We start from the raw sequence: 16,736 nt of genomic DNA on the forward strand, positions 1-16,736 counted from the left end.
GATACCGAAGCCGTACTTTTGCCCGTATTATGCGGTATTTTCTCCAACTGGCTTACCGGGGTACAAACTACCACGGCTGGCAACGGCAACCCAACGGGCTGAGCGTACAAGAGGTTCTTGAAACGGCACTGACGACGGTATTGCGACAGCCAATTACCATCGTGGGAAGTGGGCGAACCGATGCAGGTGTTCACGCGCGGGAGCAATATGCTCATTTCGAGACCGAGGCCACGATACCAGCGCACTTACTCCGGTCGCTCAATAGTTTGATGCCCCCCGATATTGCCGTGTACGACTGCTTTCCTGTTCGATCTGACGACCACGCCCGTTACACCGCTACATTCCGCTACTATCAATACCAGATCAGCCGGCGGAAAGATCCGTTTCGGGAAAGGTTGGTCTATGTATTTACGCCCCACCTGGATGTAGTGCGAATGAACGAAGCCGCCCGTTGCCTGTTGCAGCATACTGATTTCGAGAGCTTTAGTAAAGTGAAGACCGATGTGCTAACTTTCGATTGCCGAATCGACCGGGCGTATTGGGAAGAAAAATCGAATGGGGATCTGATCTTTCATATCCGTGCAAACCGATTTCTGCATGGCATGGTTCGGGCTATTGTCGGGACCTTGCTGGCCGTCGGTCAGGATCGCCTTTCGGTTGCCGAATTCGATCAGATTATCCTGGACCGTGATCGCCGAAAAGCCGGGCGGGCGGCTCCAGCCGACGGGTTGTCGCTGGTTGAAGTTGGGTATCCGGTCGAAGTGTTCAACGCCCGAAAAGGAGTGTAGAAAGCAAAGTGAAAAATAACTTCTTCGGTTTTATTCTTCATTCTTCACTTTTCATTCTACGCTCCTTTCCGCTATCTTTCATCAAAAAAGAAGTCACTTGAAAATTGGAACGATTATATTGGCCGCTGGCGATTCATCGCGAATGGGTGGTGAGCCAAAGCAGTTATTGACCTACAAAGACCAGTCGTTGATTCGCCGGATAACCGAAAGCGCACTGGCGCTACAGCGTGGTCCGGTGGTGGTGGTGCTCGGGGCCCATCGTTCCCGCATCGTGCCCGAACTGAACGGGCTGCCCATCACGCTGATCGACAACCCGAATTGGTCGACGGGGCAGGCGTCGTCACTCAAAACGGGACTGGCGGCTCTGTATCTGACGCATAAAGACATCGAATCCGTACTGGTGCTGCACATCGATCAGCCGCTGGTGTCGCTGGGTTTATTGCTTCATATGCTCGAGGTTCAGCAGGATGAAGGAAAGGGCATTGTCGCCTGCCGATACGGCACGCAGATCGGTGTACCTGCGATTTTTAGTCGGGATTATATTGCTGAACTGCTTCAGTTAGAGGGCGATAAGGGCTTGCAGTGGGTCATTGTCCGTCACCGCGACGATTGTACGGAAGTGCCGTTCGAAGCCGGAGCGATCGACCTGAATTCGAAGCGTGACATCGAACAGTTTCAGCAGGCCCAGATGCAGGCTCAGTAATTTTTAGTATTTCAACACACAGGCACCGAGACCACAGAGAGTACACAGTTAACCCAAATAAATTTTTCTCTGTGCTCACCTTGCCTCTGTGTTCATACAAAATGCAAAAGCTCACCACCGCCCACGACCTGCAAACTCGCCTTTCGGCCGTTCTGGAAACCGTCGAACGGGAGTTCGCGCCTTTATCGGATCAGCAACTGCGCTGGAAACCCACTCCCGATCGCTGGAGTATTATCGAGTGTTTGCAACACCTGAACCTGGCCGAGCGGTACTATATTCGAAACCTACAGCATAAAGTGGAAAAAATCGGTCTGGTTCAGACCAACCCCACCGACCAGAAACTGGAGAGCGACTGGGTAGGTAAAGCCATGCTGTATGCGGTCGATCCACGGGTGAAAATCAAACTGCCTGCGCCGGGTCTGGTCCGCCCACGAACCGCTGTCGATCTGGTACCGGCGGATGTAATGGCGCAGTTTCTGGAGCTACAAACGCTGCTCCGGAACCTGCTGGACAAAGCCGTTTACCTCGACTGGAACCAGGATAAGGTCATGACTTTATTTGGCAACTGGCTTAAAATGCGGGTGGGCGATGCGCTACGGATGCTGGTCGATCATACCGAGCGGCACCTGAAGCAGGCGATGCGGGTAAAAGCGGAAATGGGTACCTTTGCCGTTTGATGATTCGTACTAATTCGATTGATAAATGATTCGAATCTTATTTTTTGCAGTTTGCCTTCTGTTTATTCATCCCATACTGGCTCAGGACATCATCGAATGGTCGCCAACTTACCAACTGACCAGGAATGACTTTCAGCTTAAAACCCCCAACACCAAAAACAGCCAGCGGTATTATGCGGCTTGTCAGATGGATTTCAGTTATCAGATGAGCAATTATGCGTTTATGTTCACAAAAAACTTCAACCGGTTTGCCCGCGCAATTTTTAATCGAAAGGCTTCCTGGATTGACGAAGGGCCGTTGGTTGACCGACTGCTGGAAATGGCGCAACTTGATTTCGACCTGGTTGAACTATATACCCGCCAATTTCGCAAACGCATGTACGAAGAGAAGCGGGCGTTCTCGGATGGTAATTTTTACCAGCAAGCGGTGAATGAAACCCAGCGCCACTATTCGGAACGTCTTGCTGAGATCGTTAAAATAACCGACAGTGGGCAGTCAGAAACCCGGACGAGGGAAATTCATGAACAAATCGTGCGTGAACTAAACGAACTGAATGAGTTCTGTAAAGACTGTAAACCTGCTAAGAAAAAGTCCTGATTCCGATTGGAATATAGTTTTTAAACATACTTATAACCTATGAACTGAATGAAACATTATTTACAACACGACCCCTGGACGATTGTTGAAGACGGTTTTCACCGGGATTACAATGAAATTACCGAGAGCGTTATGTCGCTGGGTAATGGCCGACTGGGTGGGCGGGGCTCGTTTGAAGAAAAATATTCCGGCAAAACCATGCTGGGTAATTACATAGCGGGTGTTTATTACCCAGACAAAACCCGCGTCGGCTGGTGGAAAAACGGTTACCCAAATTACTTCGCCAAAGTGCTCAATGCGGCCAACTGGATCGGTATCGACATCGACATCGAGTACGAAACCCTCGACCTCAACCACTGCGAGGTGCGCGATTTTCGGCGGGTGCTAAACATGCAGGAAGGCTACCTCGAACGGTCGTTCATTGCCCGACTGAAAAGTGGGAAAGAACTGCAGGTGCATGCACTTCGGTTTTGCTCCATCGTCGATGATGAAGCCGGGGCCATTCGGTATGCCATCAAGCCGCTGAATTTCGATGCCAAAATTACCATTACCCCTTATATCGACGGCGACATCCGCAACCGTGACGCCAACTACGACGAAACATTCTGGGACGAGGTGCGTAAGGAAACAGCCTACGGCGAAGCGTATATCGAACTGCGGACCCGAAAAACCGGCTTCCACGTCGCTTCAGGGATGTGTGTGGCCATCGAGCAGGACGGTACGCTGGTCAACTACCAGTCGCAACCGATTAAATACGAAAAATACGTGGCCAACCGCATCACGCTCGATTGTCGGCAGGGCCAGGAAACGGTCATTTATAAATATGCCGTCAACCTGTCGTCGCTCAACTACGATCCGGATACGATCATTAAAGAAGCGCACCACTATATCCAGCGGATCACGCGCAAGGGCTTCGATAAGATGCTGTTCGAGCAGAAGCAGGCCTGGGCCGATAAGTGGAAAATGAACGATATTGTTATCGACGGTGACATTGCGGCTCAACAGGGCATCCGGTTCAATATTTTCCAGCTCAACCAGACCTACACGGGCGAAGATGAGCGACTGAACATCGGCCCAAAAGGGTTTACGGGGGAGAAATACGGCGGCTCGACCTACTGGGATACCGAAGCCTACTGTCTGCCGTTCTACCTCTCGACGGCGGACCAGAAGGTGGCGCGTAACCTGCTGATTTACCGGTATAAGCAGCTCGGTAAGGCCATCGAAAACGCGCAGAAGCTGGGTTTCCGGGCGGGGGCTGCGCTTTATCCGATGGTAACGATGAATGGGGAGGAATGCCACAACGAATGGGAAATTACCTTCGAGGAAATCCACCGGAACGGGGCCATCGCTTACGCCATTTACGACTACGTTCGCTACACCGGCGACGAGCAATACCTGGTCGACTATGGTTTGGAAGTACTCATTGCCATCAGCCGGTTCTGGAGCCAGCGGGTTACCTGGTCGAAGGCGAAAGAGCAGTACGTGATGCTGGGTGTGACGGGACCGAACGAGTACGAAAACAACGTCAACAACAACTGGTACAGCAATTACATTGCCGCCTGGACGCTTCGCTACACGACCGAAGCTGTCTATCGGGTACAAAAGCTGAATCCGGAAAAATACGCCGAACTGATCGACCGGATTCACTTCCGGGAGAAAAAAGAGCTGGCTACCGCCGGGGAAATCATCGACAAAATGTACCTGCCGCACGATGAGACGCTGGGCGTTTATCTGCAACAGGAAGGTTTTCTGGATAAAGAGCTAATGCCCGTTTCGGATATTCCGAGAGGACAGCGCCCCATCAATCAGCACTGGTCGTGGGACCGGATTCTGCGGTCTTGTTTCATCAAACAAGCCGACGTGTTGCAGGGGCTGTATTTCTTCGAACATGAGTTCGACGTCGATACGCTCCGGCGCAATTTCGATTTCTACGAGCCCATGACCGTCCATGAGTCGTCGCTCTCGCCCTGTGTGCACTCCATTCAGGCATCGAAGCTGGGCATGAAGGAAAAAGCTTATGAAATGTACCTGCGTACGGCCCGACTCGACCTTGACGATTACAACAACGATACCGAAGATGGCTGTCACATCACGTCGATGGCGGGTACCTGGCTGGCCGTGGTCAAAGGCTTCGGCGGGATGCGCGTGACCCGGCTTATTCCGGATGAGCATAAGGATCTGATCGAGAAGTCGGAGGGCTGGGTCGTTCTGCCACCCTTACCGGATGCCTACCAGCTGGCTCTGAGCCCCTACTGCCCGGACAACTGGCAGTCGCTGGCGTTCAAGATTCGCTTCCGCGACGCGCTCATTCAGGTGACGACGACCCAGCAGGACGTGACAGTGCAGAACTATTCGGCAACATCAATCACGATCCAGCTCTATGGCAAAAACGTGACCATCGACCCGGCCGGTAAAAAGTCGATTGCTCAGGAAGTAGCCGCCCGCGTGTAACGGTAACACTATCCCTAAACAGAACAGCCACTCGTACGACGACTTACGTGCCATCGTACGAGTGGCTGTTCTGTTTAGACCTGCTCTCCAGGCAGTCGATGACTCACTAATTCGCACAATTCGTGAATATATTCGTTTATACGAGACACGAATGGCGTTTTCCTGTGACCACCACGAACTTCGACTGGATTGCCCCGGTTTACGATGCACTTGCCTTTGTCGTGTTTGGTAATCGACTGCAACAAGCCCAGACCGTCTTTCTGAATCGGATTCCTGTTGGGGCGTCTATCCTGATAGTAGGCGGTGGTACGGGATTATTGCTGGAGCAGGTGCTGCAGCGATGCCGGCCCCAGCACGTTTTATACCTGGAAACATCGGCACGCATGGTTGCTCTGGCCAGCAGGCGAATACTTCGAAAACAGGTGCCGGGCTCGGTCGAATTTCGAGTAGGTGACGAAACTACGCTGCTACCAACCGAACAATTCGACGTCATCCTGACGCCTTTTCTCCTGGACCTTATTCCGGAGCCAGTATTCCGGAGTCAGCTTATTCCCTGTATACGTCGCGGCCTGAAGCCCGGTAGCCTTTGGCTGGTGACCGATTTCATCAATACCGACAAAGGGTGGCAAAAAGCGTTGCTCTGGAGTATGATCCGCTTTTTTCGACTGACTGCTGGTATCAAAACACGGCGACTGGCCGACTGGCAGCGGATACTTACCGAATCGGGTTTTGTTCGTCTGCACCATGAATTGCGGGTAGGCGGCATGGTCGCAACGGAGGGCTGGCGACAGGGGATATTGACATAGCGCGGGTTTCCACCCGCGCTATGTCGCTACTTTCCTATGCCGGGTATCAGCGTTAGCAGACTGCGCCCTTTGGTGGCGACGGCTTCGCTGAGCTGATTGCCAAGCACATTTTTAATAATATCATTACGATCTTTTTCGCCACGGGCCAGAGATTTAGCAAATTCCATTGCTTGGGTCGTCGTGATTTTACCTGGCATTGGGGGCTCGTTCTGGTCCACGATGGCGTCGACGATAACGGGACCATCGTGCGCCAGTGCCTGCCGAATTATTTCGGGGGCATCCTTCGGATCATCGATCGTAAAGCCGGTCGCCCCACAGGCCCGGGCATAAGCCGCAAAATCAATCGACTGAAGCTCGACGCCGAACTCAGGGTTACCTTCCAGCACGATCTGTTCCCACTTGATCTGTCCGTATGAGTTGTTGTGGAAGATGAATACTTTGATGGGCAGTTTGTATTTAACCGCCGTAGCAATTTCGCCCATAAGCATCGTAAATCCCCCGTCGCCGACCAGCGCCACAACCTGCCGATTCGGATACGCGATCGAGGCCGCAATGGCATACGGTAGCCCGGACCCCATGGTAGCCAGCAGGCCCGAGGTCGAAAACTGCATCTCATCGCGCAGGTCAATGTGGCGGGCCGCCCAGGTCGTGTTGTTGCCGCAATCGCAGGTAATGATGGCGTTGGCGTCCAGCAGTGGGCTGATTAGGTGCGGAATTACCTGCGGTTTCATCGGCATGTCGGTTTGCGTACCCCGCGTGGTCATCAGCTCGCGCCAGAATCGCATCCGTTCCTGAGCCGTTTCCAGGAAACTTCGGTCTTTTTTAGGCTGAAGCAGCGGCAAGAGCGCCGTCAGAATCGTTTTGCTATCGCCCACCAGGCCCACTTCTACCGGAGTCCGCAGTCCGATATGAGTTGGGTCGAGGTCGATCTGAACTGTTCGCGTCTTACCTGGTTTGGGCAGGTATTCGATGTAGGGAAAATGCGTTCCGATCATCACAAAGGTGTCGCATTCTTCCAGCGCGTCCTGCGATGGAGCCGTGCCTAATAAGCCGATGCCCCCGGTGGTGTACGGATTGTCGTCGGGCACGACAGCTTTACCCAGCAAGGCCTTGATAATGGGGCCACCTACCGTATCAGCCAGCCGAATCACTTCGTCGCGCGCGTTCAGGCAGCCCCGTCCAACCATAATAGCTACTTTTTGGCCCGCATTGATCACCTCGGCGGCCCGTTGCAACTGCGCCAGGGTGGGCATCAGTTCGCTGCTGACCCGTACGACACTCGTGTGGCCCGGAACGTTCGGCATGGAGCGGGTATCGTCGCTGGCCGTCCAGTCCTGAAGGTCTTTCGGGAACGATAAGTGCGAAACCGTGCGTTGGGCCAGTGCTGTTCGAATGGCCTGATCGACAGCGCCAACAACGTGGTCAGGACCCATGATGCGCTCGTTGTAAGCCGCCAGGTCCATAAACACCTTCACCAGATCGGCATCCTGCTGGTAATACGAACCGCTGACATCATGGTAAGTATGACCAGTAATGGCCAGAACGGGCTGCCCGTCGTATTTGGCATCATACAACCCATTCATCAGGTGAAACCCTCCGCAGCCAGAGGTGGCCATGCAAACGCCTAGCTTACCGGTGAATTTGGCGTAACCAGCCGCCATGAAAGCAGCCGCTTCTTCGTGCCGCACCTGTACGAAGCGAATCTGTTCCCGGTGGGTTCGCAAGGATTCGAAAAGACCATTGATGCCGTCGCCGGGCAGGCCAAAGATGGTGTCGACACCCCACTCGATTAAACGCTCGATAAATAAATCTGCTCCTGTTTTTGCCATAACGCTATTGCCAGCCTTTGGACAGACGAATATCTGACAGCCGGATAAGCTGATAAGTCTGTTTAAGCAGAAATTGTTAATTAAAAAGCTGCCAAAGGAATACTAAGGAGTACTACTAACCCCAGTGGACTATTCGCTTTCGGGCCGGAGCGGATCTCTTATAAACGTCGGTCGAGGTAGTTCGGAAACTGGTTGGCTGGCAGTTTGCTAACAAGTGCGGGCCGTCAATAAACCCAGTCAACCCTTCCCGCGTTTAGGGGGTATGACTTAACAATTTCTTAACATAGCCTGCCTTTTATGTACACGATTATAGGATTCATTGGTGACACCAGCGACCTGATGAACCAATGGTTTGGCGATTTACTCCACGAAGACAAAACCCTGACCACGCTTCAGATAAGTTTGCGGGCGGCCCTGGTTTTCATGGTCGCGCTGGTGATGATCCACCTGAGTGGCCGGCGAGCCTTTGGGATTCGTACCCCCTTCGACACGGTTCTGACGTTGCTGTTGGGCGCCACGCTGAGCCGCGCCATTGTCGGGGCAAGTTCGTTCGTAGGCGTGGCGGCTGCTTGTGGGGTGCTGGTCGGGCTGCACCGACTACTGGCCTGGATCAGCATAAAGAGCCCTGGTTTCAGACGGCTCATCAATGGCGAAAGTCGACTAATCTACCGGAATGGTGTCAGAGAACGCTCTGCGATGCGGGCGGCTTTGCTCACCGACGACGATCTGGAATCGGCGATTCGTCAGCAGGCGAATGTCAAATCGCTGGATGAGGTCGCCGAAGCTTTTATTGAAGCAAACGGACAGATCAGTGTAGTCAAGAAGGAATACAGTCCGTCCAGCAAAGAACTCGTCGCCCGTTCGCCGGCCTGACCAGTCAGTGTGCATTCCTACGCTGGTCAGGCGTCTCCTGATTAAAGCTCCCGGAAGAGTTTAGTCAGAGCCCGCAGACTACTGACGTCGTACCATTCTTCCCCACCCAGATTGAGCCAGTGCCCATCGCGCCGGGGCCGCTTGAGCTGCGCTGCCTCCGGGTCGAAATCGTGTTCATACACGTTGCTCATAACCTTTTGGAGGTCAGTCCAGGGCAGCGTCTGGGTATGTTCACGCCGATCGTGGAAATTTCGAACGGTTACCGTACGCTCGACGAAAGAAGCCGTTAGTCGCAGCTCCTGATCGCCCTGCTGGCCATTCAGATGCAGATACGTAAGCTCGAAGGGGCGCTCGCGGCCCACCGACTCGTAAGCTGCCTGCATCAGTTCCTGAATTAGGTATTGCCAGTCATCGGGGTTGGCTGGTGCGCCCTGACGGGAGCCATTTTCGGTTTCGAGCGTCATATCCCAGAAATCGTCGTCTTCATCGAGGGCATCTTCATCCAGCGGTTGAAACCGGGTTTTCGTAAGCAGCTTCGACAGGCTCTCCACCCACGGCTTGGGCAGTTGACCAGCCCAGCTAAAATTGTCATCGCGGGTGTATCCTTCGGCAATCAGTTCGTCGTCATCGATATCGTCCCGGTCAGGATACGTAATCGCCAGATCGACCTGTAAGGCTTTTTGGCCAACTGGTTGAATAGTCAGGGTGTAGAAATAAGCGTACGGCGCCGGCAATGACCGGGCTGTTTGATAACGAATCTGAAGACGTTTGAAAGACATAAAGCTGCGGTTCGGGCAGGTTTTTTCGACAGGATTTACATAACTTTTATAAAGAAGAAATCATGCTAATTCTGTAAATCCTGTCGAAAAAAACAGAATCAGTGAATTGTTGCCAAAGTTAACGGATTCGGGCGATTGTTGCTTGCTGATCGATTTTGCCGGTAGATGTCTCCGCAAACGGCTCGACGTAGATAACTTCTTTCGGCACCGAATAAGCACCGAGTTGGTGTCGAATGGCTTCCTGTACCGTTTCCCATTCCGCATCCGTCCAGGCCTTCTGCGCCCCTTCTACTACCACTATTACCCGCTGTCCCAGTCGCTCGTCGGGCCAGCCCGTTACGAACAGGCGCGGTACCAATGCCGAGGATGGCTGCCTTTGTTCAGCAAGAACCGTTTGAATCACCTGCTCGACCCGCTCCGGCTGTACTTTGATGCCCCCGCTGTTAATGATTCGGTCGGCCCGTCCCAGCAACCGAAAATGAACCGGATCGAGTAAATCGACGACATCGTTCGTCTGAATGCGTTCAAAATCGGTGGCGGCTGCGGTGATATGCAGGCAACCGCGCTCGTCGGTGCCGAGCACTACCCCGTCGAGCGCCGTAAAAAAGTTTTCTTTCTGGGGGCCGTTGAGTCGGCGGAGGGCGATGTGCGAGACGGTTTCAGTCATGCCATATGTCGCATAAATCGGCGCCGTAATCCGCTGAAGTTCCTGTTCCAGTGCCTGGCTGGTGGCGGCCCCACCGACCAGTATAGCCTTCATCTGGTTCAGAATCGGCACTTTATCAGCACCCGATGCCAGTATCGTTTGCAGCTGCAGCGGAACGAGCGCCGTAAAGGAATAGGTCGTAGTGGCTGAGTCAGCATCTGCGAGTGGGTTACTGAGCGGTTCGACGATGGTCATGAACAGGCCAAGCTCCAGCCCACGGACGAGCATCATAACCCCCGCTACGTAGCGGATGTTTAGACAGACCAGCGCAGCATCACCCGCCTGCAACCCGAGGGTTCGCCCGGTCAGGTGCGCGCTGGCCTGCATCTGCGCCCGCGTGAGCCGGATCGGTTTCGGCGTACCCGTCGAACCCGATGTATGCAGGACAAATTGAGGCTGGCCACTCAGCCATGATCGGCAAAAAGCCAGCGCATCGGCTTCGTACGGGGTTTGAGGGAGAGGCCACTGGTCGGGGCTGGCAGGATCGAGAATCACAGGTAAAAAACAGAAGTAAGGATAAGCTGGATATAACTACAATATTGCATCATGGCGAGCAGACAAGCATACGACACCGCTCGACAATTTTTGCGAGTCGGTATTTCACAGTCTACGACGTACGGGTAGATTTCTGTTCAGAACCACTTGTTGGCGTAAAGAATCGGTTCTACCGACCGATTATACGTAATAACCAGGAAGCCAGATATGCTGAAGGTATTTTTAAGTAGTGTGCTGATTACCAGTAGTCTGCTACTTACGCAGGCAAGTTTTACGACCGTCGATCCGCCGATCTTTTCGCCTGATTACATTAAAACGGCCATGAAAAAGGCGGTTGACTGGCAACTGAAACATCCGAAACACAAAACGACAGACTGGACCAACGGCGCTTTCTATTCGGGAGTGTTTGCCGCTTACGAAACGACTAAATCTAAAGAGATTCTGGATTCACTGATGGCTATGGGCGAGCGCACCGGCTGGCAACCCGGCTCTCGCTATGACCATGCCGACGATATTGCCATCTGCCAGACGTATATCAACTTATACCGGCTCAAGAAAGACCGCCGGATGATTCAGCCAACCATCGATACTGTACAGAAAATGAGTCGGGTGCCCGGCCGCGAAATTCAGAATCATGGCATTACCTGGTGGTGGTGCGATGCCCTGTTCATGGCCCCGCCGGTGCTGGCCAAGCTGGGAAAAACGCTGAAAGATCCGTCGTACTACACCCTCAACGATTCGCTATTTCGGCAAACCTACAAGCTGCTCTACAACGAGCAGGAACACCTGTTTGCCCGTGACGCCAGTTACCTCTGGAATGCCACCGGCGAAGGCAAACGGGAAAGTAACGGCAAAAAAATATTCTGGTCGCGGGGGAACGGCTGGGTGATGGGTGGTCTCGTGCAACTGCTGAGCGAACTACCCGCCAACCACCCTTCACGAAACTGGTACGTGATGTTATATAAACAGATGAGCGAACGCCTGATTGCCTTACAGCAGGCCGATGGCTTGTGGCGTTCCAGCCTGCTCGATCCGGAAGCGTATCCGGGTGGGGAAGGCAGTGGCTCCGGCTTCGATTGCTACGCAATTGCCTGGGGAATCAATCAGGGTATTCTGGATAAAAAGACCTATTTGCCTGCCGTGGAGAAAGCCTGGACGGGTTTGAACATGCTGATATCGCCGGAAGGTCGGGTAGGGTGGGTACAACCCATCGGTGCCGATCCGAAGCGAAATTTCAGTGCCGAAAGCTGGGAAGTGTACGGAACCGGTGCGTTTTTGCTGGCAGGTTCGGAAGTCATCAAACTCCGATTGGATAAGAAATAATAAGGGCTATACTAACAGGTTACGCCTGATTTGAGCGCTATACAAGCAAGTCAATTTCACCAATTCATGTATCAATTATGTCAAAAAAAACCATTTTATCCGCTCTGATTTTACTCGGAAGTTTACTGACCGTCGATGGATTTGCGCAGGAACAGGCCGTTGCTCAGGCCGTCGAGAAACTGCGGACGCTCATGATCGATCCCGATAAAACAGCGTTGGAAAACCTGGCTGCCGACGGGTTGAGCTACGGCCATTCGAACGGTAAAATCGAAGATAAGAAAGCGTTTGTCGACGCGCTGGTCAGTGGTGAGTCGGACTTCAAAACCATCGATCTGACAGACCAGACGATTACGGTTGTGGACAATACCGCGCTGGTTCGGCATAAGCTTTCGGCCGAAACAGCCAATCAGGGTAAGCCTGGGCAGGCCAAACTGGCGGTGCTGCTGGTTTGGATCAAGCAGAAAAATACCTGGAAGCTGCTGGCCCGGCAGGCTGTAAAAATCTAACCCTTACGCATGAATGCGTACGGTGCCCGCTGCGGTGTCGGCCACGACGGTATACTGAACCAGCGATTGCGTAGCGGGCCCCATCAATACCTTTCCTGTGCTATCGAAGCGTGACAGATGCAAGGGACAATAGAATTGATTGTCGTTCGGTTTGTAAAGTAAAAGTGTGCCCTGATGGGTGCAATTGGCCGACACGGCAATAAAATTCCCGTCTTTGGTCTGCGCCACAATAATGTCGTTAACGACCACATACCCACCCTTGGTTCGCAGATTTTCATTGGTCTGGTCGGCCAGCTTGAGAGTAAAATCAACTTTCTGGCCCGGAGTCGGCGTGGGGTCGCCACTATCCGCTTTAGAACATCCTGCCGAACAATGCGTTAGCAGGATAGCGCCAACACTGGTGCCAACGATCCGAAAAAAGTCGTGCCGAGTTAATGATGCCTTATCCATGGAAGATGCGTGTTTCAGAGTGGTTTTTGACGTACTTTTGTGGCAATTCACCGGACTTGCCGGTGTAAAGATGCGTTATTTTTTGTCATTCAACGACAGCGAACCCACGAGTTTGCCGGGCGGTTACCCCAAAAATAGTTATGGAAGAAGCGAAAGTTTTTGTCAATCCGATTTCGCCGGATAAAGTTGCCGACGCACCGGGCCTGCTGGCCTATGCACACACGGCGGGTGGGGCGGTCATTCGCCCTGAAGACAAGGGAAAAATTACGGGTCGGGCCGTTGCGGCTATGCGCGAGCAGACCGATATGCAGCTCAGCCAGTTGTATAAACAGATGCAGCTGCTGGCCGAACAGGCTACCGCCATACGGCACCGCGTTGAGATCTCCGAACGGATTTATGCCGCTCAGATGAGCTTCGAGCCGGTGGTTGGCCACACGTATTATTTTTACCAGCGCAAAAATGGTACGGACCTGCTGTCGATGGTGGGTCCAACCGAGTGGGGGCGCAAATTCCCGTTCGAACGTTGCCTCGCCACGGTCCGCATGATGGCTGATCACACCTGGGACGTGCATTATCACGAAACTAATTATGAGGCAATGGAAAATGTATAATGAATAATGAACAATGTAGAATGAGCATAATGAGCGCACTCGTCATGATTCGTTATCCATTGTTCATTATCCATTGTTCATTATAAGTTGCCCACTCTTTATATGCAAAGCAACTACCCCTGGCAACCCATTAAAGAATACCAGGAAATTCTCTTCAGTTATTACGACGGTATTGCCAAAATCAGCATTAACCGCCCACACAAGCGGAATGCGTTTACACCCCTGACCGTCAGGGAGATGTCGGAAGCGATGGAAATTGCCCGGCAGGATGAGCGCGTAGGTGTCATTATTCTGACGGGAGAAGGGGGCGAAGCCTTCTGTTCCGGTGGCGATCAGTCCGTGCGGGGACATGGCGGCTACATAGGCGAAGACAAAGTTCCTCGCTTAAACGTACTCGATTTGCAGATGCAGATCCGGCGTGTCCCTAAACCCGTCGTTGCGATGGTAGCGGGGTACGCCATCGGCGGTGGTCATGTTCTCCACGTCGTGTGCGATTTAAGCATTGCGGCCGAAAACGCCCGGTTTGGTCAGACAGGTCCGAAAGTCGGTTCGTTTGACGGAGGGTTCGGCGCTTCGTACCTGGCCCGGATTGTCGGGCAGAAAAAAGCCCGCGAAATCTGGTATCTGTGCGATCAGTACGATGCACAGGAAGCGCTGGATATGGGCCTGGTAAACAAAGTAGTGCCACTGGACCAACTCGAAGAAGTGACGATCGGGTGGTGCCGGAAGATGCTGGAAAAAAGCCCCATCGCGTTGCGCATGCTCAAAGCGTCCTTCAACGCGGAGCTGGATGGGCAGGCCGGAATTCAGCAACTGGCGGGCGACGCGACGCTGCTGTATTACCTGTCGGAAGAAGCCAAAGAAGGTAAAGACGCGTTCCTGGAAAAGCGTAAACCGGATTTCAGCAAGTTTCCGAAGTTTCCGTAAAATATCCATTACTAAATTACCAATAAGAAAAGCCAGCTCGTTTCCGGACTGGCTTTTCTTATTGGTAAGGGTTACTGGTTAATAATCTTCGTCATTTGGCGGATCGGGTCGGGCGAGAAGATCTAGGCAAGGAAAAGTTTAGCAGAGCCTCTAAATCAAAAGCAGTCTCCAGGCTCTCATTATCCGTAAAATCATACTCACCCCCTAGATTGATGGGGGGCAAGTGTGGGTCGATTTTCCAGGGCTCTCCAAGAAGGAAGTCGGTCTTAGCCCGCCCAATTTTAAGAAGGGGGGTATTCATTCGGTCTGACATGCATCGGATGCCGGATGCCACTTATATTTCAACGATCATTTTGCCTTGATTCAACCCCTTAAACAAGCCGATAAACGCTTTGGGAAGATTTTCAAAGCCCTGTAAGATGGTTTCTGAATACGTTATCTTTCCCTGCTGCAACCATTCCTGTAGCTGATTGATGGCTTGTGGAAAACGACTGGAGAAATCGCCGATCAGAAACCCCTGGATGCGCAAAAATTTATACACGACTAAAGGGAGTAGACTGGGGCTTAGGGTCGGCGTTGTCTCATTGTAATTAGAAATAGCGCCACAAACGACTATCCGCCCGTACGGGTTGATGTTGGCGATGACAGCGTCCGAAACGGGTCCACCTACATTGTCAAAATAGATATCGACGCCAGTAGGACATGCGGAAGCGATAGCGGTTTTCAGCTTGTTGGCATCGTTGTAATTAACCGCTTCGTCAAAGCCAAACTTCTGTTTTATTAGTTCTGCTTTCTCGTCGCTGCCCACAATGCCAACCACCCGACAGCCCAGAATCTTCCCGATCTGACCAGCAATGCTTCCAACGGCACCGGCGGCCCCGGATACTACCAGCGTTTCCCCCGGTTTGGGTTGCCCATAGTCTAACAAAGGCAGGTAAGCCGATAAGCCGGTAATGCCCAGTACGCCCAGATAAGCTGACAAAGGCGCACCGTGGGGTTCGATTTTTGATAACCCGATGCCCCTGGAGATTTGACGTTCCTGCCAGGGAAGATAGTGCGCCACATAGTCGCCCTGGATAAACTGGGGATGTCTGGACTCCGCAACCCTGGCAATTAGTTTCGAGATTATTGGCTCCCCGATTTCAAACCGCGGATTTTTGGTGCCCGACATTTTGCCCCTCAGGTAGGGATCTACCGAAATATATACCGATTCGAGCAACAGCTCGCCTTCTGCGAGTGCGGGCAGGTCTTGCGTAACCAGTTCGAAATCGGCCTCTTTCGGCATGCCTACCGGCCGGTTTTTTAATATAATGGTTGTTGTTTCCATACTATGTTAGTCAGGGAATAATAATCCATGGATTATAAATTGGTAAAATCTTAACCTTGCCCTCTTAAGGTGTCAAGCAGCTCGTTCAACTGGGTCGCTTGTTCATGACTTATATCGTAGGCTACGGATTGGAAAAGTAAACGGCCTTTATCTGCCGTTTCGATGCCTTTGTCAGTCAACTGGATGTAAACGACCCGTTGATCGGCCGTACTCCTGTCTTTTTGAATCAGGCCCTTTTCCATTAATTTATTGAGTAACCGGGAGACATTGGGCATTCTGTCAATCAGCCTTTCCCGAATCAGATTGACCGTTGCTTTATGATGTGGCTGCCCTTTTAAAATCGTTAAGACGTTTAACTGCTGTAAAGACAGATCCAGGGGTTTAAGCGCAGCAGCGTATCGGTTAGTCAGCCAGTTACCCGTGAATATAATATTCATGGCTGCTTTCTGCTGGGCATTATCAAACTGCTGTTGCTTTATTTCGTCTTCGATTTTCATAAACGTAAAAAGATTCTACTCGCCGTTAGGGCAGTGAAGATGTACAACTGCAAATGTCGCCTTCAAACTATATTCCATGCAATTATATTCCATGGAATATAATCAGGAGTATTAGAAACCTGACAGGGAAGCATCCCCTGGTAACAAAGCGTAAAAGCAACTTGATTTTTTACAGAAGCAAGTAGGTTTAAGGTACTTGCTTCTGTAAAACAATGAATTGCCGAGGCCGCCCTTCCGGTTCTTTTCCCCAGAACTAACCGATTTACCGTCATCTATATGACAAACACAATAAAAAAGGCCAACTCGATTTCGAGCTGGCCTTCTTTATTATTAGTGCCGAGAGCGCTCATTAACACTCTACGGTATTAAAAACACCCTTTGGAGGATTTC

17 protein-coding genes are annotated in these 16,736 nt (G+C 52.1%); 11 read left to right on the plus strand and 6 right to left on the minus strand.

The features are described 5' to 3' along the window. Window positions 1-29 precede the first annotated feature (29 nt). The 6 genes from truA (at window position 30) to ACYVC2_RS05105 (ending at window position 6,023) form a co-directional block, all read left to right on the plus strand. Window positions 30-788 (plus strand): tRNA pseudouridine(38-40) synthase TruA, encoded by a 759-nt coding sequence (truA, locus tag ACYVC2_RS05080; protein WP_461101213.1) that lies wholly within the window; start codon window positions 30-32, stop codon window positions 786-788. A gap of 97 nt (window positions 789-885) precedes the next feature. Next, complete coding sequence (locus ACYVC2_RS05085; protein WP_461101214.1) at window positions 886-1,491, plus strand: nucleotidyltransferase family protein; 606 nt, start codon at window positions 886-888, stop codon at window positions 1,489-1,491. Between the two features lie 101 nt (window positions 1,492-1,592). Next, on the plus strand, window positions 1,593-2,168 hold the full coding sequence (locus ACYVC2_RS05090) for a DinB family protein (protein ID WP_461101215.1): 576 nt from the start codon (window positions 1,593-1,595) through the stop codon (window positions 2,166-2,168). A gap of 25 nt (window positions 2,169-2,193) precedes the next feature. Then, window positions 2,194-2,766 carry a hypothetical protein gene (locus tag ACYVC2_RS05095; RefSeq protein ID WP_461101216.1) on the plus strand — a complete coding sequence of 191 codons (573 nt, stop codon included), beginning with the start codon at window positions 2,194-2,196 and terminating at the stop codon, window positions 2,764-2,766. Window positions 2,767-2,814: 48 nt separating this feature from the next. Further along, the gene (locus tag ACYVC2_RS05100) at window positions 2,815-5,217 is read left to right on the plus strand and encodes a glycoside hydrolase family 65 protein (protein WP_461101217.1); all 2,403 of its coding nucleotides are present in this window, start codon (window positions 2,815-2,817) and stop codon (window positions 5,215-5,217) included. Between the two features lie 164 nt (window positions 5,218-5,381). Further along, window positions 5,382-6,023 (plus strand): class I SAM-dependent methyltransferase, encoded by a 642-nt coding sequence (locus ACYVC2_RS05105; protein WP_461101218.1) that lies wholly within the window; start codon window positions 5,382-5,384, stop codon window positions 6,021-6,023. A 26-nt stretch (window positions 6,024-6,049) separates the two neighbouring features. Here the strand turns inward: ACYVC2_RS05105 and ACYVC2_RS05110 are convergent, their stop codons facing one another. Further along, window positions 6,050-7,852 (minus strand): thiamine pyrophosphate-dependent enzyme, encoded by a 1,803-nt coding sequence (locus tag ACYVC2_RS05110; RefSeq protein WP_461101219.1) that lies wholly within the window; start codon window positions 7,850-7,852, stop codon window positions 6,050-6,052. Between the two features lie 297 nt (window positions 7,853-8,149). Between ACYVC2_RS05110 and ACYVC2_RS05115 the strand changes: the two genes are divergently transcribed. After that, window positions 8,150-8,725, plus strand: coding sequence for a DUF421 domain-containing protein (locus ACYVC2_RS05115; RefSeq protein WP_461101220.1), 576 nt, complete (start codon window positions 8,150-8,152; stop codon window positions 8,723-8,725). Window positions 8,726-8,766: 41 nt separating this feature from the next. Here the strand turns inward: ACYVC2_RS05115 and ACYVC2_RS05120 are convergent, their stop codons facing one another. Both ACYVC2_RS05120 and ACYVC2_RS05125 read right to left on the minus strand, forming a co-directional pair. Continuing rightward, on the minus strand, window positions 8,767-9,504 hold the full coding sequence (locus ACYVC2_RS05120; RefSeq protein WP_461101221.1) for a hypothetical protein: 738 nt from the start codon (window positions 9,502-9,504) through the stop codon (window positions 8,767-8,769). A gap of 118 nt (window positions 9,505-9,622) precedes the next feature. After that, window positions 9,623-10,702 carry an AMP-binding protein gene (locus ACYVC2_RS05125; RefSeq protein WP_461101341.1) on the minus strand — a complete coding sequence of 360 codons (1,080 nt, stop codon included), beginning with the start codon at window positions 10,700-10,702 and terminating at the stop codon, window positions 9,623-9,625. Between the two features lie 210 nt (window positions 10,703-10,912). On the opposite strand from ACYVC2_RS05125, the gene ACYVC2_RS05130 reads away from it, so the two are divergent. Then, window positions 10,913-12,028, plus strand: a complete 1,116-nt coding sequence (locus ACYVC2_RS05130) for a glycoside hydrolase family 88/105 protein (protein WP_461101222.1) — start codon at window positions 10,913-10,915, stop codon at window positions 12,026-12,028. Window positions 12,029-12,105: 77 nt separating this feature from the next. Further along, window positions 12,106-12,534, plus strand: coding sequence for a nuclear transport factor 2 family protein (locus ACYVC2_RS05135; RefSeq protein ID WP_461101223.1), 429 nt, complete (start codon window positions 12,106-12,108; stop codon window positions 12,532-12,534). Window positions 12,535-12,537: 3 nt separating this feature from the next. Here the strand turns inward: ACYVC2_RS05135 and ACYVC2_RS05140 are convergent, their stop codons facing one another. Further along, a complete protein-coding gene (locus ACYVC2_RS05140; RefSeq protein WP_461101224.1) occupies window positions 12,538-12,984 on the minus strand; it encodes a QcrA and Rieske domain-containing protein in 447 nt (148 codons plus the stop codon). Between the two features lie 140 nt (window positions 12,985-13,124). On the opposite strand from ACYVC2_RS05140, the gene ACYVC2_RS05145 reads away from it, so the two are divergent. Beyond that, window positions 13,125-13,595, plus strand: coding sequence for a DUF2452 domain-containing protein (locus ACYVC2_RS05145; RefSeq protein ID WP_461101225.1), 471 nt, complete (start codon window positions 13,125-13,127; stop codon window positions 13,593-13,595). Between the two features lie 102 nt (window positions 13,596-13,697). Continuing rightward, window positions 13,698-14,522, plus strand: a complete 825-nt coding sequence (gene menB, locus ACYVC2_RS05150) for a 1,4-dihydroxy-2-naphthoyl-CoA synthase (protein WP_461101226.1) — start codon at window positions 13,698-13,700, stop codon at window positions 14,520-14,522. A gap of 334 nt (window positions 14,523-14,856) precedes the next feature. Here the strand turns inward: menB and ACYVC2_RS05155 are convergent, their stop codons facing one another. Together ACYVC2_RS05155 and ACYVC2_RS05160 are read right to left on the minus strand one after the other, a co-directional pair. Continuing rightward, the gene (locus tag ACYVC2_RS05155) at window positions 14,857-15,849 is read right to left on the minus strand and encodes an NADP-dependent oxidoreductase (protein WP_461101227.1); all 993 of its coding nucleotides are present in this window, start codon (window positions 15,847-15,849) and stop codon (window positions 14,857-14,859) included. A gap of 50 nt (window positions 15,850-15,899) precedes the next feature. Next, a complete protein-coding gene (locus ACYVC2_RS05160; RefSeq protein ID WP_461101228.1) occupies window positions 15,900-16,346 on the minus strand; it encodes a MarR family winged helix-turn-helix transcriptional regulator in 447 nt (148 codons plus the stop codon). Window positions 16,347-16,736: the final 390 nt, after the last annotated feature.

This window comes from Spirosoma koreense, from assembly GCF_054777875.1.

Excerpts from the sequence above, each read along its gene's own strand:
- truA (WP_461101213.1), top strand. The coding sequence starts at position 30 with ATGCGGTATTTTCTCCAACTGGCTTACCGGGGTACAAACTACCACGGC.
- ACYVC2_RS05090 (WP_461101215.1), top strand. The coding sequence starts at position 1,593 with ATGCAAAAGCTCACCACCGCCCACGACCTGCAAACTCGCCTTTCGGCC.
- ACYVC2_RS05095 (WP_461101216.1), top strand. The coding sequence starts at position 2,194 with ATGATTCGAATCTTATTTTTTGCAGTTTGCCTTCTGTTTATTCATCCC.
- ACYVC2_RS05100 (WP_461101217.1), top strand. The coding sequence starts at position 2,815 with ATGAAACATTATTTACAACACGACCCCTGGACGATTGTTGAAGACGGT.
- ACYVC2_RS05110 (WP_461101219.1), bottom strand. The coding sequence starts at position 7,852 with ATGGCAAAAACAGGAGCAGATTTATTTATCGAGCGTTTAATCGAGTGG.
- ACYVC2_RS05115 (WP_461101220.1), top strand. The coding sequence starts at position 8,150 with ATGTACACGATTATAGGATTCATTGGTGACACCAGCGACCTGATGAAC.
- ACYVC2_RS05120 (WP_461101221.1), bottom strand. The coding sequence starts at position 9,504 with ATGTCTTTCAAACGTCTTCAGATTCGTTATCAAACAGCCCGGTCATTG.
- ACYVC2_RS05130 (WP_461101222.1), top strand. The coding sequence starts at position 10,913 with ATGCTGAAGGTATTTTTAAGTAGTGTGCTGATTACCAGTAGTCTGCTA.
- ACYVC2_RS05135 (WP_461101223.1), top strand. The coding sequence starts at position 12,106 with ATGTCAAAAAAAACCATTTTATCCGCTCTGATTTTACTCGGAAGTTTA.
- ACYVC2_RS05140 (WP_461101224.1), bottom strand. The coding sequence starts at position 12,984 with ATGGATAAGGCATCATTAACTCGGCACGACTTTTTTCGGATCGTTGGC.
- ACYVC2_RS05145 (WP_461101225.1), top strand. The coding sequence starts at position 13,125 with ATGGAAGAAGCGAAAGTTTTTGTCAATCCGATTTCGCCGGATAAAGTT.
- menB (WP_461101226.1), top strand. The coding sequence starts at position 13,698 with ATGCAAAGCAACTACCCCTGGCAACCCATTAAAGAATACCAGGAAATT.
- ACYVC2_RS05155 (WP_461101227.1), bottom strand. The coding sequence starts at position 15,849 with ATGGAAACAACAACCATTATATTAAAAAACCGGCCGGTAGGCATGCCG.
- ACYVC2_RS05160 (WP_461101228.1), bottom strand. The coding sequence starts at position 16,346 with ATGAAAATCGAAGACGAAATAAAGCAACAGCAGTTTGATAATGCCCAG.